We start from the raw sequence: 14,987 nt of genomic DNA, 5'->3' as shown, positions 1-14,987 counted from the left end.
GTTTACTCTTTCTGAAAAAGAGAATAAAAGGCCTATTTCCTTAGAAAAATCCAGAAAACTATTGAATTTCTAATAATTTGATGTTAAAATGAATAAGAACAACAAAAAAGGAGATTACTATAATGGACAAACGTTTAGTTCGTAACGTTCAAGATAAAAAAATCGGTGGTGTTTGTGCAGGTCTTGCTGACTACTTTAACATGGATCCAATGTTAGTTCGTGTTCTTTGGATTCTTTTCACTTTAGCTGGTGGTTCAGGTCTACTTGCTTACGCTATTCTTTACTTTATCCTTCCAGAAGGTGGAGCAGAAGCTTAAGCTACATTGTAAATAAGAATAAATAATGCATGTAATTTTATAAATTGCATGCATTTTTTATTTTGAAAATAAATCGAAATTCAAAACATATCAGATTAAAGATAATGTTTTTTATACGTGGAATTGTCTTGCTTAGTAATCACTAAAGCGTCGGTATTTGATGCGAAAGTCAAAGTAATTCTCTTCTTGCAATTTTTGAAAGATGTTGCGATAGACTTCTTCATCAAAATGGTCACCACGGTAGAGAATTTCAAAACTCATTCCCTCGTATTCTAAAAAGGCATTGGCAGTTTTAAAACCATTTTGTAAGTAGAAATCCATGCGGGCCTTTCGTTGTTCGAGATTATCACAGTCTTCGTCCAATCGCTCCACTTCAAGAATCATAGTACGCTGGTAAAAATCAATGAGTTTTTCAATGATTTCTCTTCCATATCCATGACTACGGAGATGGGGCATAATGGCAAAGAAGCTAATGTAGAAAGCTTTTTGGTTGGAAATGGCAAAGGCAAAGCCGACAAACTCTTCTTTGTTATAAAAAGCAAAAAAGTGGGCGTCATCTCTATCCTGGTAAAGCAAAAATTCTTCCAAGGAGACACGTTCTTCTTCAGGAAAGGCTTCCTTGTTTAATTGGTCAACTTTCTCAAGGTCTGGGAATACATCTGTAATTAACTGGCTTGTTAAGCTCATACATACCCTCCTTTTCTGTCACGATTATACCAGATTGTTTGTATCTAGGCAACGCTTTCTTAACGAAACTCCCTTGTTCCTCTACTAGAAAGCTGATATAATACCCTTATGAATAAAAAATCAACGGTGGACTTGATTCATGGTCCTATTCTTCCTTCACTGATTAGTTTTGCTTTACCAATTTTACTATCCAATATCTTTCAGCAGCTCTACAATACAGCTGATATTTTGATTGTCGGGCGTTTTTTAGGGCAAGATTCCTTGGCGGCAGTCGGAGCTACGACAGCCATTTTTGATTTGATTATTGGCTTTGCTCTCGGAGTCGGAAATGGGATGGGAGTTGTTATTGCACGTCTCTATGGTGCTCGTAATTTTGCTAAGATTAAAGAAGCTGTTGCAGCAACTTGGATTTTGGGTGCCATCCTGAGTGGTCTTGTCATGCTGATGGGTTTCTTCGGTCTTTATCCACTCTTACAGTACCTAGAAACGCCTGCAGAAATTCTCCCTCAATCATATGAATATATTTCCATGATTGTTAGCTGTGTGGGAGTTAGTTTTGCTTACAATCTATTTGCAGGATTACTGCGCTCAATTGGTGATAGCCTTGCTGCGCTTGCTTTCCTGATTTTTTCAGCTATCGTTAATGTCATTCTGGATTTGTATTTTATTACGCAATTGCAGTTAGGAGTTCAGTCTGCGGGTCTTGCAACCATTATCTCGCAAGGTTTGTCAGCAATCCTCTGTTATTTCTATATTCGCAAGAGTGTTCCGGAGCTTCTTCCAGGTCTCAAACATTTCAAATGGAATAAGGCACTCTATGTGGATCTCTTGGAACAGGGGCTAGCCATGGGCTTGATGGGGTCAATTGTCTCTATCGGAAGCGTCATCTTGCAATCCTCTGTTAATGGCTTTGGAGCAGTCATTATCAGCGCCCAAACGGCAGCGCGTAGAATCATGGCCTTTGCCCTATTGCCAATGACGGCTATTTCAGCTTCGATGACGACTTTTATCTCTCAAAACTTTGGAGCGAAACGTCCCGAACGTATCGTTCAAGGTCTTCGTATAGGGAGTTATTTGAGTATGTCTTGGGCGACCTTTGCTTGTGTGTTCCTATTTTTTGCAAGTCCTAGCCTAGTTTCTTTCCTGGCAAGTTCGACAGACGCTTACTTGATTGAAAATGGGGCTTTGTATCTACGTATCAGTTCAGTATTCTATCCGTTTTTGAGTCTTTTATTGATTTATAGAAATAGCTTGCAGGGTCTCGGTCAAAAATTCTTGCCACTTGTATCAAGCTTTATCGAGTTTATCGGTAAAATTATTTTCGTCGCTTGGATTATCCCTTGGGCAGGTTATACGGGTGTTATCCTATGTGAACCACTACTTTGGCTTGTTATGACTGCCCAGCTTTACTTCTCGCTCTCCCAACACCCTTGGATAAAAGAAGGCAAGAAAATCTTGGCAGTTGGTGGAAAATTCTAGCTTGCTTTACAAAAGAAAATCCATTTCCTCTAGTGAAAATCAGCTAGACTTGTGTTATAATAAGAAAGATTAAAATGTGAATAAAGGAGATTCCTAATGGGACGTAAATGGGCCAATATCGTAGCCAAGAAAACGGCTAAAGATGGAGCTAACTCTAAAGTATATGCAAAATTTGGTGTAGAAATCTATGTTGCAGCTAAAAAAGGTGAACCAGATCCAGAATTAAACACTGCTTTGAAATTCGTTATCGATCGTGCTAAACAAGCGCAAGTGCCAAAACACGTTATTGATAAGGCTATCGATAAGGCAAAAGGGAATACAGACGAAACCTTTACAGAAGGACGTTACGAAGGATTTGGGCCAAATGGTTCAATGTTGATCGTTGATACCTTGACTTCAAACGTCAACCGTACAGCTGCCAATGTTCGTGCTGCTTTTGGTAAAAACGGTGGAAACATGGGAGCTTCAGGTTCTGTATCTTACCTCTTTGACAACAAAGGTGTTATCGTCTTTGCAGGTGATGATGCGGATACCATCTTTGAGCTTTTGCTTGAAGCAGATGTCGATGTAGACGATGTAGAAGCAGAAGAAGGAACAATCACTGTTTACACAGCTCCAACTGATCTTCACAAGGCTATCGTTGCTTTGCGTGAATCTGGTATTGAAGAATTCCAAGTAACTGAATTGGAAATGATTCCTCAATCAGAAGTTGAGTTGTCAGGTGAAGATTTGGAAACATTTGAAAAACTATACAGCGTTCTTGAAGACGACGAAGACGTACAAAAAATCTACACTAACGTAGATGGATTCTAAGAATAAAAATAACCCCTTTGAAAATTCAGTGTTTTCAAGGGGTTTGTTTATCCTGTGATGACAAAAGGGGCAGGAAAGAGACAAAAATTTCTTTTGCTCAAAACGTTATTAGTAATCTATAATTGTCCATAATCCAATGGATTGTGGAAATATCGTGGTGCTGGGGTTTAGAAATCGAGACTTGGTCTACCGATTGCTATTCCCGGCACCTTTTTAGTTATGTTAAACCTTCACTCCAGAATCAGATTGTTCTTTTCGGTCCAGTCCGACAGCAAATTTACGGATTAGAAGAAACTGGCCATTTTCCTGCTTAACAAACGTGAGCACAACGGTCTTAGGATCTGAACTGATGGAGAGATAGGTGATTCTTTTTATTTCGTAGTCTCCCATAACTGAATCTGTTTCTGAATCTGGGATTCCGTGTTTCCTGATAATATCTTTGTAGTTGCTGCCACCTTTCCCGCTATCAGAAGTATCACCTTCTACCAAGGCATCGAACTGTTCCTGGCTCCAAGTGAAGAATTCGCTATCCTCTTCCTCACCTGTACTACTATCAGGAAGTTCACCATAATCCTCAGTATCAGTTGAAGAAGTGATGTTTCTATAGGGGTGACTAAAGGTTCTGGCGAAATCAGTAAAGACATTAGTAGATAGAACTTGAGTTATTAAAACAAGGACAATGGAAATAAGACCTAAGGTTGTCCCGATGATAGCCAATGTTTTACGGTTTCTGAGATTGATGGCAATACCAAAAACTCCTAAAATCAAAGTGGCAATGGCAAGGAAAAATGATAGGATGTTGACGATAGGTATCCAAGAACCAAGAAGCGCCAGGGCTCCAAAGATGATGGCAAGGATTCCTAAGAGTTTCTGTTCTTTTTGTTTCATGTGTGAATTTCTCATTTCTAGTAAACTGGATTCGTATCTATGTGAGATAGTGTTTATTATAGATAAAATAAGAGCTAATGTCAATTTCTGCTTAGATAGTTCTCAAGGAAACTTTTTTCTTGACATCCTATTTGAAAGTGATAAAATAGTTCTCATGAAAACCAATTGGTTCTCGTGAGAACTATTTATGTGTAAAAAGGAGCAATCATGGATAAGCCGATGTTAGCTTTTAAACGTTTTGGTCATCAGGTTCACCTTATGGTGCAAAAGGAAGCTAAACGTTGTGGTATTGAATTTATGGGCGGACCGCAGGGCCAAGTCATACGATTTTTAGACTATCGTGAGGAGTCTGAACAGGCGGTGTTAATCAAGGATATTGAACAAGAACTCAATGTCACCAAGTCAGTTGCTAGTAATTTAGTGAAGCGTATGGTGCAAAATGGTTTGGTGGAATTGGAAGTGAATCCAAATGACAAGAGAGCTAAGTACGTTCGATTGACGGACAAATCACGCTCTCAGATGAAGCCAATCAAGTCTTTCTTTGATCGAATTGACCGTAGTCTACTTGATGGAATTTCTGAGGAAAAACTAGCTGTTTTTGAAGAAGTCATGGGTCTACTACAGGCTAATGTAGATAAAATGGGAGGTAAGAATGAAGAAACTCGCTAAACGTATCACAGGAAAAGAGTGGGGAATGATTCTCTTGACTGTCCTCTTTACCTGTTTCTCGGTCTATCTAGAGTTAGAAGTACCGACTTACATTTCAGAAATTACAGAACTACTTGGAACTCCAGGTACGGAGCTAGGAGATCTTTGGTCACCAGCCATTAAGATGATAGGCTTGTCTCTACTTGCTTTTCTCTCATCCGTTACTGTTGGATTTTTTGCCGCTCGCGTTGCAGCGTCTTACACAACTCATTTACGAAGCGATATTTTTAATCGTGTTCTAGATTTCTCGCAGACAGAGATCAAACGTTTTTCAATCCCAAGTCTCTTGACTCGGACGACTAATGATATAACACAGGTTCAGATGCTTTTTACCATGGGACTCCAGGTGGTCACTCGTGGACCAATCATGGCTATCTGGGCCATTGGAAAAATCCTTGGGAAGTCTGAGTACTGGCTCTGGGCAGTAGTAATCGCTGTTATCGTCAATGTTTTGATGACAACTGTTCTCCTGACTCTGGCCTTTCCGAAACAATCTGTCATTCAAAAATTGACAGATAAACTCAATAGTATTACTCGTGAAAGTTTGACAGGGATTCGAGTGGTGCGTGCTTATAATGCCGAGGATTATCAAGACAAGAAATTCGAAGAAGCCAATGAGGAAGTCACTCGTCTTAATCTCTTTGTCAACCGTTTGATGGCGATTATGAATCCTATTATGATGGCGATTTCGAGTGGCTTGAGTCTAGCTATCTACTGGATTGGAGCCTATATCATCAATGATGCTAGCCTGACAGACCGTCTGCCACTCTTTAGTGATATGGTGGTCTTCATGTCTTATGCCATGCAGGTCGTGATGGGCTTCTTGCTCATGGGAGCTCTCTTTATCGTCCTTCCTCGTACCTTGGTTTCTGCAGGACGTATCAATCAGGTGCTAGACTTGCATTCTTCTATTGAAAATCCTAGTCAACCACAGACTGCAGAATCATCTGTAAAAGGTCAAGTGGAATTCCGTGATGTAACCTTCCGTTACTCTAAAAACTCAGAAGCGGTTGTGGAGCATGTCAGTTTCAAGGCAGAAGCTGGTCAAACCATTGCCTTTATCGGATCAACTGGTTCTGGTAAATCGACGCTTGTGAACCTCTTGCCTCGTTTTTATGATGTATCTGATGGAGAAATCCTAGTAGACGGTGTCAATGTGCAGGATTATGACTTGGAAGACTTGCGGAATAAAGTCGGCTATATCCCACAAAAAGCCGTCCTATTCTCAGGAGATGTCAAGGGCAATCTAGACTTTGGTAAGAGTCAAGAAACGCCACTAAGTGAGACTGCCATGTGGCAAGCTTTGGAATTGGCTCAATCTAAGAATTTTATCGAGGATAAGGAAGCAGGTCTAGACTCCGAAGTGGCCCAAGGCGGTACCAACTTCTCAGGAGGACAAAGACAACGTTTGGCCATTGCACGCGCCTTGGCTCGTAAGCCAGAAATTCTCATTTTTGACGATTCATTCTCAGCTTTGGACTACAAGACAGACCGTATCTTGCGCCAAGAACTAGCCGAAAAAACACAATCTATGACCAAGTTGATCGTTGCCCAACGTATCTCAACCATCATGGATGCTGACCTGATCTTAGTCTTAGATCAGGGTAAAGTCGTGGGACAAGGCACCCACAAGGAACTTCTTGCAACTAACGAAGTTTATCAAGAAATTGCCTATTCACAACTATCGAAGGAGGAATTGGAACATGGAAAATAAGAAGACGTCCCTTTGGGAACAATACAAACCTTTTCTAGCAGGTCTCCAACTTCCTCTACTAGTAGCTGTCGTGGCTGCTGTATGTTCAAGTATTATCACTGTTTATGGACCAACTAAGATTAAGGAAATCACCAACTTGATTTCAGACGGTTTGGCTACAGAAATCGATTTGGTAGCTGTGTCTAGCATCGCCAGCTTTTTAGCTGTTTTGTATGTACTTGGTGCCATTCTCAACTATACGCAAGCCTATATCTTTTCAACGAGTATCCAACATTTTTCAAAACGCTTGCGGACAGCTATCGCTGAAAAAATTAACCGTCTGCCACTTGCTTATTTTGACCGTCATTCTCAAGGAGACACCCTTTCTCGTGTTACCAATGACGTCGATACGGCGGCTCAGTCTCTCAACCAAAGTCTGGGAACAGTTCTCTCAGCTAGCTTTCTACTGATTGCTGTTTTGATTACCATGTTTGGCATGAACTGGATTTTGGCATTGGTAACAGTTGTTTCAACCCTTGTAGGTTTTGCTGCTGTCTCAGTCATTATGGCTAAGTCACAAGGCTACTTTAAAGCCCAACAAAACAACCTAGCAGCTGTCAACGGCTATGTGGAAGAAATGTACTCTGGCCACAATGTGGTGACCAGCTATAATGCTGTGGATACCACTAAAGAAACATTCGCAGGCTTGAATCAGAATCTACATGATAGTATCTGGAAATCTCAGTTTATTTCAGGGATCATGATGCCCGCTATGTTCTTTGTTGGGAACTTTAGCTATGTTTTGGTCATTATCGTCGGTGCAGCCTTGGCTCTTGAAGGTCATATCAGTATCGGAATTATCGTAGCCTTCATGGTCTATGTTCGTACCTTCTCACAACCCTTATCACAGATTGCCCAAGGGATTACCAGCTTACAACAAGCTAGTGCAGCTATGACCCGTGTCTTTGAATTTTTAAGTGAAGTTGAGATGGAAGACGAATCTCATAAGGCAAGACAATTGACTGGCATGAAGGGTGAAGTTGTCTTTGACCGAGTTTCCTTTGGTTATACTCCTGAGCGAACCATCATTCATGACTTTTCTGCGGCAGCTCATGCGGGTCAAAAGGTTGCCATTGTCGGGCCGACTGGAGCTGGGAAGACTACTATTGTCAACCTCTTGATGAAGTTCTATGAGATTGATAAGGGAAGCATTCGCATTGATGGTGTGGATAGCAAGAAGATGAAACGCTCGGAAGTGCATGATGCCTTTTCAATGGTCTTGCAGGATACCTGGCTCTTTGAAGGAACCATTCGAGATAATCTTATCTACAATCAAACTGGGATTAGTGAAGAGCGCGTGATCGAAGCAGCCAAAGCAGTAGGAATCCACCACTTTATCACAACCTTACCAGATGGTTACGATACTGTTTTAGATGATACAGTGACCTTGTCAGTCGGACAGAAACAGCTCTTGACCATCGCTCGTGCCCTTCTCAAGGATGCTCCGCTCTTGATTCTTGATGAAGCGACATCTTCAGTTGACACACGTACAGAGGAGTTGATTCAGAAAGCCATGGACCGTTTGATGGAGGGACGCACATCCTTTGTCATCGCCCATCGCTTGTCAACTATTCGTAATGCCGATTTGATTTTGGTTATGAAGGATGGAAATATCATTGAGCAAGGCAATCATGAAGAGCTTATGGCTCAGGGTGGTTTCTATGCTGACCTCTACAATAGTCAATTTACAGAAGATGAAGTAGAAGAATAAACCCAAAGAAGGCTTGACGGCCTTCTTTTTCTTCTTTATACTGGTATAATAGAAAGAGGAATGTATGAGTCAGAAATTATACAATATGAAATTTTCTGCGGTCTATCCAGCCTTGATTGCAAAGGTTGAGCGAAAGGGTGGAAGGGCAGAGTCCGTTCACCAAGTGACCAGTTGGCTGACAGGTTATGAGGTGAGTGACATCCTTGCTTGTCTGGATAGGGACCTTACCTACGGAGATTTTTTTCGACAGGCACCGTCTTATGCACCTAAACGGATGGCGATTACAGGAAAGATTTGTGGTGTTCGTATTGAGGAAATTGAGGATCCTCTGATGCAGGAAATCCGTCGTCTGGACAAATTAGTAGACTGGCTTGCCAAGGGTAAAACAACTCAGCAGGTCCTAGAAAAGTATGAGAAATAGATATGAAAAACTATCAAGAGTGGTACGATAAGAGGAAATCAAGTCTCCTTCGACATCCACAGCTATTACAATTGATGCGAGTTTTTAATCGCATGATGACAGTTCTGATGCCCTTAGCCTACTTGACTTTGTTGGGGACAAGTCTTATAAGCAAGGGCTTGGGGAAAGAATTTGCCACCTATATCTTAGTGCCAGCTTTAGGCTTTGTCCTATTGACGCTAGTTCGTAAGTGGATCAATCAACCACGTCCTTATGAGACTTGGGAAATTATTCCGCTACTAGACAAGGACAGCTCTGGCAATTCAATGCCTAGTCGCCATGTCTTTTCAGCAACCATTATTTCCATGGCTTGCCTGCATGCAAATCTTCCTGTGGGGTTGGTTTTGTTGGTCTTATCAGCTCTTCTAGGTCTGGTGCGAGTTTTAGGGGGTGTTCATTATCCCAAGGATGTTTTAGTCGGCTATGCCTGTGGACTCCTCTGGGGAATTCTTTTCTTTATTTTGTAAAAAGCAAAGCAAGTGAGCTTGGGCTCGTAACCACTTACGGGTCAAAAGTGACCACTTGCTTTTTTGCCCTTGTAAAGTTTTCTGGCCTTTGGTATAGTAGATGCAGAAAGGAGATAGGATGAAGTTACGAATCGAGATTGATAGTGAATTAACTGAGACAGAGATTGTCATCAAGGCTGCAGCCCTGACAGATGAGATAGCTGACTTGCAACGACTTTTGCAAGAAAGCAAGGCTCCTAGGCTAATCTTTTATAAGGGAACGGGTGAGTACTACTTAGACTTGGCAGAAATCCTCTTCTTTGAGACGGAAGGGAACAAGATTTACGCCCATACCCAGAAAGAGGCCTACGAGGTTCGGCTTAAGCTTTATGAGTTGGAGTCTATCCTGCCCCGTTATTTCAGTCGGGTATCCAAGTCGACCATTGCCAATATCCGTCAGGTCTACTCGGTGGACAAGTCCTTCTCAGGTACAGGAACTATTTCCTTTTATCAGACCCACAAGGAGGTTCACGTGTCACGGCACTACCAATCCCTCCTAAAAGAAAATCTAAGAAACATGAGGTAAGAACATGAAAAAGAAAGCATTTGGTATTGTGTTGCTAGTATTGGCAGCCTTAGTATTGTTACAGGGGAATTTTGGGATTCCTTCTTTAGGAGGACACATTTGGCCCTTGATCGGTATTGGATTTTTTGCTTATCAATCAGTTGAAGCTTTGTTGCGTCGCCACTTAACTTCAGCCTCTTTTACAGCCCTAGTAGCCCTCATGATTGCTAATCATTTTTATGACTTTTTACCAATTCCCAATCAATCACTGTTTTGGGCTGGAGTGCTAATCGTTCTCGGGGTCGGTATGCTAACTAATTCTAGTAAAACATGGTACGGAAAGAAATGGTGGTATGACGCTGAAAAGACCATTCTTACAGAAAAGGAAGTTGCCTTTGGTAGTGGAACTTTTTACAAACAGGACCAAGACTTGGTAGAAGACCAGTTTGAAGTTAGCTGTGGAAATGCCAAGATTTATTATGACAATGCAGAGATGTTAGGCGATAGTGCAACCTTGAAGGTAGAAGTCAGTTTAGGGAATGCAGTTATCTATGTGCCCCAACACTGGAGAGTGGACCTGAAGGTGGAGACTTCTTGTGGAGTAGCCAAGGCAGATGCTCCTGTAGCCCCAACCAGCAAAACCTTGATTATCCGTGGAGAGGTAGCTTTTGGTAAATTAGAAGTCGTCTACGTCAAATAAAAAAAGTCTTCCAATTCCCTTGCCAAAATGGAGAAAGTGTGATAACATAGTACGGTATGTGGTGCTAGCACATCCGCTATATTAGATCTAATAGGAGGAAAACACAATGGCTAAAGTATGTTACTTTACAGGTCGTAAGACTGTATCAGGAAACAACCGTTCACACGCGATGAACCAAACTAAACGTGCCGTAAAACCAAACCTTCAAAAAGTTACTGTTCTTATCGATGGTAAACCTAAAAAAGTTTGGGCTTCAGCTCGTGCTTTGAAATCAGGAAAAGTAGAACGCGTTTAATAAACATGAAAAGACCTACAGGGTCTTTTTCTTTTGCTCGAAAGCTGAAATCATTTGAAAAATCAAGCAAATATCCGATGATACATCATTCTGCTTTTACAGTTGGGATGAAATATGATAAAATAGAGTATCAACTAGTTGAGGTAAAAAAAATGACTGTAAAAATTAATACAAAAGATGGTCAAGTCGAACTGACAGATGATGTGATCGCTACTGTTGTAGGTGGTGCAGCAACTGAAATTTTTGGTGTAGTCGGTATGGCTAGTAAAAATGCCCTCAAAGATAATTTCCAAGCCCTTCTTGGTAAGGAAAATTATTCAAAAGGTGTAGTCGTTAAAGCAGCTGAAGACGGTAGTATTGCAGTTGATGTATATACTGTATTGAGCTACGGTACAAAAATCAGTGAAGTTTCAAAAAACATCCAAGAACGTGTTCGCTTTAGCCTAGAGAATCAACTTGGAATCACTGCTCAAACTGTGAATGTCTACATTCAAAATATCAAAGTTGTAGGAGAATAATCGTGTCAAATATTACTACAAGCTTATTTCAAGAAATGGTACAGGCTGCTTCAACTCGTTTGAACAAGCAAGCCGAATATGTCAATTCATTGAACGTCTTCCCAGTTCCAGATGGAGATACAGGAACAAACATGGGAATGACCATCGAAAATGGAGCTAAAGAAGTAGCTGACAAACCAGCATCAACAGTTGGAGAAGCAGCAAGCATCTTGGCTAAAGGTCTTTTGATGGGTGCGCGTGGAAACTCAGGAGTTATCACTTCTCAGCTTTTCCGTGGATTCTCACAAGCTATCAAGGAAAAAGATGAACTTACAGGCCAAGATTTGGCCCTTGCCTTCCAATCTGGTGTAGAAGTAGCCTACAAGGCTGTTATGAAGCCAGTTGAAGGAACTATCTTGACTGTATCACGTGGAGCTGCCATCGGTGCTAAGAAAAAAGCAGAGCAAACAGATGACGCAGTTGAAGTTATGCGTGCAGCCTTAGAAGGAGCTAAAGCAGCTCTTGCTAAAACTCCTGAAATGCTTCCAGTTTTGAAGGAAGTTGGAGTTGTGGACTCAGGTGGTCAAGGTTTGGTCTTCATCTATGAAGGTTTCCTTTCAGCTCTTACTGGTGAATACAGCGCTTCTGAGGACTTTGTTGCTACTCCAGCAAACATGAGTGAGATGATCAATGCTGAACACCACAAGTCTGTAGCTGGACATGTGGCAACAGAAGATATTACTTTTGGTTACTGTACTGAAATCATGGTTGCCCTCAAACAAGGCCCAACTTATGCTAAAGACTTTGACTACGAAGAATTCCGTAACTACTTGAACAATCTAGGGGACTCTCTACTTGTTGTCAATGACGACGAAATCGTTAAAGTTCACGTCCATACAGAAGATCCAGGACTTGTCTTGCAAGAAGGTCTTAAATACGGTAGCTTGGTTAAGGTTAAAGTCGATAACATGCGTAACCAACACGAAGCGCAAGTAGAAAAAGAAGCAGCTCAAGTTAGTAAGCCAGCTGAAGAAAAAGAATATGCTCTTATCGCAGTAGTAGCTGGACAAGGCTTGGCAGACATCTTCCGTGCACAAGGTGTGGACTATGTCATCGAAGGTGGACAAACCATGAACCCTTCTACAGAAGATTTTGTCAAGGCTGTTGAGAAAGTCAATGCTCGCAACATCATCTTCTTGCCAAATAACAAAAATATCTTCATGGCAGCTCAATCTGCAGCTGAAGTATTGGAACAACCAGCTGTTGTGGTAGAAGCTCGTACAATTCCTCAAGGATTGACTAGTCTTCTTGCCTTTGACCCAAGCAAATCAATCGAAGAAAACAAAGAACGCATGACTGCAGCCCTTGGTGATGTCATCAGTGGTAGTGTAACAACAGCCGTTCGTGACACAACTATCGATGGTCTAGAAATTCATGAAAATGATAATCTTGGTATGGTGGATGGTAAGATTCTTGTATCAAATCCTGATATGCACCAAACCTTGACTGAAACATTGAAGCATATGTTGGATGAAGACAGTGAAATCGTAACTTTCTATGTTGGAGAAGACGGAAGCGAAGAATTGGCAAATGAAATTGCTCAAGAAATCGCAGAAGAATTCGAAGATGTCGAAGTGGAAATCCACCAAGGTCAACAACCGGTTTATCCATATCTTTTCAGTGTGGAATAGGAGATTCAAATTGAAGAAGATTTTAGGATTAACACTTATTTCGGTAACTCTACTTGTGGGTTGTAGTAAATTGTTGCCTCACCGCTCAAGTGACAAGAGTAAAGCGAGTGATCCGTCTACAAGTCAAACGACAACCAATCAAGCAAAAGAAGAAAAAACAAAAGTTCTTAAAGGGAAAATGGAAGAATTTGATGTCACCATGACCTTTGTTTATACGGATGTTGTTAAAAACTTCAAGATGGATATGCTTGGGAAAATAAATGAGGAGATTCCTGCTGGAGTTACTCCAGAAGAATTCCAAACAATCTTCCGTGAAGCTATGGAAGATAGTCCAGAGTATCTTGAAATCAAGGACGAGCCTGGTGTTAATGTAGAATATTTTATCACCGAGGACAAAAAGATGAGAGTCGTTATGGAACTCGATCTTGAAAAAGCAGACTTGAATAAAGTAAAAAATACATATTTCTTTAAACCACTTGCGGATAGTATAGAAGACTTTAAAAAACCTAATACACTAATCGCTGCATTAAAATTACACGGATTTAAAGAAGAATAAAAAAGAAAGGTCGGGATTTTCCCGACCTCTTTTTGATTTTCAGAGAATTCGATTTTCATAGCGATTAGACTTTTTGTGACATTTGTCATATTTCCTCATGACAGAAGCTTCTAGTGATTATACCTTCAAAGAATTATACTAGATGTATCAAATGGAGGAAGAAAAAAATGAAACATAAAGTAATCATCGCAATGAGTTTAGTAGCAGCAGGAGTCATGACTTATCTCATGTTCTCAGGATTGGATGAAGGTTTCTATCATTTTCCTTGGGAGCTATTTGCAGGATTTGGCATGATGTCTTGGTTGATCCGAGAAGGTTTGAAATTGGTCTCAGATGTGAAAAAGGAGTTTGAAAAATGAAAAAAGCGATTCTCTATCTTTTTATTGGACTATCACTAGTGGTATGGCTGGTAGAAATGTTTACAGGTTGGTTTGATCAAGCCTTCCTTCACCAATTCATCCGTGGTGCCTGGGGATTAGGATTTATGATTTTTATCGCCTTTCCGATGGGAAAGGAGTGGCTGAAAGGAGAATATCATGAACATGATTAAGGTAGAAAGCCTAAATAAAAACATCAAGGGCAAGGCTATTTTGAAGGATATTTCCTTTGAGGTAGCTGAAGGTGAATGCGTCGCCTTGATTGGTCCCAATGGTGCTGGGAAGACCACACTCTTGGACTGTTTGCTAGGAGATAAACTGGTCACCAGCGGTCAAGTATCTATCCAAGGCTTGCCAGTGACGAGTTCTCAGTTAGACTATATTAGAAGCTACCTGCCTCAAGAAAATGTCATCGTTCAGAAATTAAAGGTCAAAGAGTTGATTGCTTTCTTTCAAAGCATTTACCCAAATCCCTTGAGCAACCAAGAAATCGATCAACTATTGCAGTTTGACAAGCAACAAAAAGAACAATTGGCAGAAAAATTGTCAGGTGGGCAAAAGCGTCTCTTCTCTTTTGTCTTGACCTTGATTGGCCGACCAAAGCTTGTCTTTTTAGATGAACCAACTGCTGCCATGGATACTTCAACCCGTCAACGCTTTTGGGAAATTGTTCAGGATCTAAAAGCGCAGGGAGTAACTCTTCTCTATTCGTCCCATTATATCGAAGAGGTAGAGCATACAGCGGACCGAATCTTGGTCTTAAATAAGGGAGAGTTGATTCGTGATACGACACCTCTAGCCATGCGCAGTGAGGAGATTGAAAAGCACTTTATCCTTCCTCTAGTATACAAGGAAGTCATTGAGCAGTCTAACTTGGTTGAAAACTGGTCACAAAAACAAGATGCTTTGCAAGTAGTCACACGTGAAGCGGATGCTTTCTGGGAACTGTTAGTCCAGGCAGGCTGTAGAATTCAAGAAATTGAAGTCAATAATCGTAGCTTGTTGGATACAATCTTTGAAGAAACACAAAAAGGAGATGACTAA

General features: G+C 41.0%; 19 protein-coding genes. 17 read left to right on the top strand and 2 right to left on the bottom strand.

The window, feature by feature from the left end; genetic code table 11:
* The first annotated feature begins 122 nt into the window (after nucleotides 1-122).
* Nucleotides 123-317 (top strand): PspC domain-containing protein, encoded by a 195-nt coding sequence (locus TZ94_RS02560; RefSeq protein ID WP_045613849.1) that lies wholly within the window; start codon nucleotides 123-125, stop codon nucleotides 315-317.
* Nucleotides 318-449: 132 nt separating this feature from the next.
* On the opposite strand, the gene TZ94_RS02555 is transcribed toward TZ94_RS02560, so the two are convergent.
* Complete coding sequence (locus tag TZ94_RS02555; protein WP_045613848.1) at nucleotides 450-1,004, bottom strand: GNAT family N-acetyltransferase; 555 nt, start codon at nucleotides 1,002-1,004, stop codon at nucleotides 450-452.
* 108 nt (nucleotides 1,005-1,112) lie between these two features.
* Between TZ94_RS02555 and TZ94_RS02550 the strand changes: the two genes are divergently transcribed.
* Complete coding sequence (locus TZ94_RS02550; RefSeq protein WP_045613847.1) at nucleotides 1,113-2,483, top strand: MATE family efflux transporter; 1,371 nt, start codon at nucleotides 1,113-1,115, stop codon at nucleotides 2,481-2,483.
* 96 nt (nucleotides 2,484-2,579) lie between these two features.
* Nucleotides 2,580-3,296 carry a YebC/PmpR family DNA-binding transcriptional regulator gene (locus TZ94_RS02545; RefSeq protein WP_045613846.1) on the top strand — a complete coding sequence of 239 codons (717 nt, stop codon included), beginning with the start codon at nucleotides 2,580-2,582 and terminating at the stop codon, nucleotides 3,294-3,296.
* 222 nt (nucleotides 3,297-3,518) lie between these two features.
* On the opposite strand, the gene TZ94_RS02540 is transcribed toward TZ94_RS02545, so the two are convergent.
* On the bottom strand, nucleotides 3,519-4,184 hold the full coding sequence (locus tag TZ94_RS02540; protein WP_045613845.1) for a CD20-like domain-containing protein: 666 nt from the start codon (nucleotides 4,182-4,184) through the stop codon (nucleotides 3,519-3,521).
* Between the two features lie 207 nt (nucleotides 4,185-4,391).
* Between TZ94_RS02540 and TZ94_RS02530 the strand changes: the two genes are divergently transcribed.
* The 14 genes from TZ94_RS02530 (at nucleotide 4,392) to TZ94_RS02465 (ending at nucleotide 14,987) form a co-directional block, all read left to right on the top strand.
* Entirely contained in the window at nucleotides 4,392-4,853 is a 462-nt protein-coding gene (locus tag TZ94_RS02530; protein WP_045613843.1) for a MarR family winged helix-turn-helix transcriptional regulator, read from the top strand.
* The gene (locus TZ94_RS02525) at nucleotides 4,837-6,606 is read left to right on the top strand and encodes an ABC transporter ATP-binding protein (RefSeq protein WP_045613842.1); all 1,770 of its coding nucleotides are present in this window, start codon (nucleotides 4,837-4,839) and stop codon (nucleotides 6,604-6,606) included. The genes TZ94_RS02530 and TZ94_RS02525 overlap by 17 nt, the downstream gene beginning before the upstream one ends.
* Nucleotides 6,596-8,356, top strand: a complete 1,761-nt coding sequence (locus TZ94_RS02520) for an ABC transporter ATP-binding protein (RefSeq protein ID WP_045613841.1) — start codon at nucleotides 6,596-6,598, stop codon at nucleotides 8,354-8,356. The genes TZ94_RS02525 and TZ94_RS02520 overlap by 11 nt, the downstream gene beginning before the upstream one ends.
* 64 nt (nucleotides 8,357-8,420) lie before the next feature.
* A complete protein-coding gene (locus tag TZ94_RS02515; protein ID WP_045613840.1) occupies nucleotides 8,421-8,777 on the top strand; it encodes a DUF2200 domain-containing protein in 357 nt (118 codons plus the stop codon).
* 2 nt (nucleotides 8,778-8,779) lie between these two features.
* Nucleotides 8,780-9,283 carry a phosphatase PAP2 family protein gene (locus TZ94_RS02510; RefSeq protein WP_045613839.1) on the top strand — a complete coding sequence of 168 codons (504 nt, stop codon included), beginning with the start codon at nucleotides 8,780-8,782 and terminating at the stop codon, nucleotides 9,281-9,283.
* Nucleotides 9,284-9,401: 118 nt separating this feature from the next.
* Nucleotides 9,402-9,848, top strand: a complete 447-nt coding sequence (locus tag TZ94_RS02505) for a LytTR family DNA-binding domain-containing protein (RefSeq protein WP_045613837.1) — start codon at nucleotides 9,402-9,404, stop codon at nucleotides 9,846-9,848.
* Between the two features lie 4 nt (nucleotides 9,849-9,852).
* Complete coding sequence (locus TZ94_RS02500; RefSeq protein WP_045613835.1) at nucleotides 9,853-10,527, top strand: LiaF transmembrane domain-containing protein; 675 nt, start codon at nucleotides 9,853-9,855, stop codon at nucleotides 10,525-10,527.
* 106 nt (nucleotides 10,528-10,633) lie between these two features.
* Nucleotides 10,634-10,822 (top strand): 50S ribosomal protein L28, encoded by a 189-nt coding sequence (gene rpmB / locus TZ94_RS02495; RefSeq protein WP_001140948.1) that lies wholly within the window; start codon nucleotides 10,634-10,636, stop codon nucleotides 10,820-10,822.
* A gap of 152 nt (nucleotides 10,823-10,974) precedes the next feature.
* The gene (locus TZ94_RS02490) at nucleotides 10,975-11,340 is read left to right on the top strand and encodes an Asp23/Gls24 family envelope stress response protein (protein ID WP_000216443.1); all 366 of its coding nucleotides are present in this window, start codon (nucleotides 10,975-10,977) and stop codon (nucleotides 11,338-11,340) included.
* Between the two features lie 2 nt (nucleotides 11,341-11,342).
* A complete protein-coding gene (locus tag TZ94_RS02485) occupies nucleotides 11,343-13,010 on the top strand; it encodes a DAK2 domain-containing protein (RefSeq protein ID WP_045613833.1) in 1,668 nt (555 codons plus the stop codon).
* A gap of 10 nt (nucleotides 13,011-13,020) precedes the next feature.
* Nucleotides 13,021-13,566, top strand: a complete 546-nt coding sequence (locus TZ94_RS02480; RefSeq protein WP_045613831.1) for an SP0191 family lipoprotein — start codon at nucleotides 13,021-13,023, stop codon at nucleotides 13,564-13,566.
* 167 nt (nucleotides 13,567-13,733) lie between these two features.
* A complete protein-coding gene (locus TZ94_RS02475; protein ID WP_004250552.1) occupies nucleotides 13,734-13,925 on the top strand; it encodes a hypothetical protein in 192 nt (63 codons plus the stop codon).
* Complete coding sequence (locus TZ94_RS02470) at nucleotides 13,922-14,116, top strand: hypothetical protein (protein ID WP_006146175.1); 195 nt, start codon at nucleotides 13,922-13,924, stop codon at nucleotides 14,114-14,116. The genes TZ94_RS02475 and TZ94_RS02470 overlap by 4 nt, the downstream gene beginning before the upstream one ends.
* Nucleotides 14,103-14,987 (top strand): ABC transporter ATP-binding protein, encoded by an 885-nt coding sequence (locus TZ94_RS02465; RefSeq protein WP_045613827.1) that lies wholly within the window; start codon nucleotides 14,103-14,105, stop codon nucleotides 14,985-14,987. Before TZ94_RS02470 ends, TZ94_RS02465 begins: the two co-directional genes overlap by 14 nt.

It is taken from the genome of Streptococcus infantis (assembly GCF_000960085.1).
GTDB classification, from domain to species: domain Bacteria; phylum Bacillota; class Bacilli; order Lactobacillales; family Streptococcaceae; genus Streptococcus; species Streptococcus infantis_C.
The sequence above is the reverse complement of the archived record's forward strand: the minus strand, read 5'-3'. Positions and strand labels throughout refer to the sequence as shown.